The sequence below is a fragment of the Planomonospora algeriensis genome, from assembly GCF_977012225.1.
The window spans coordinates 1-300 of sequence record NZ_CDRNDK010001153.1 but is presented as its reverse complement, the minus strand read 5'-3'; the positions used below and the strand labels follow the sequence as shown (position 1 = coordinate 300).

At 70.0% G+C, this 300-nt stretch carries 1 protein-coding gene; it reads right to left on the bottom strand.

Annotated features, from left to right (window positions below):
* Positions 1-300: DoxX family protein (locus ACWJ6R_RS38220; RefSeq protein WP_449066830.1), on the bottom strand; the 300-nt coding region annotated here is incomplete at both ends.

Below are 300 nucleotides of genomic sequence, written 5' to 3'. Positions count from 1 at the left end.
GGAAGAAGGACCAGCAGAACAGCGCCGCGAGCTCACCGCCGTTGAGCAGCGGCAGCAGGTGGTCCGGCTGGTGCACCACGAAGTAGGCGTACGCCATGGAGCCGGAGCAGATCAGCGCGCTGAGGCGGGTGAGGAGCCCGGTGAGCACCAGCGCCCCGAAGACGAGCTGGATGAGCGCCGCCCACCAGCCGGGCCAGGTGCCGAACGCGATGGCCTGACCGGTGCCGCGGTTGCCGCCGAAGACACCGAAGATCGACGCCAGCCCGTGGAACAGGAACAGCAGGCCCGTCACGGCGCGGA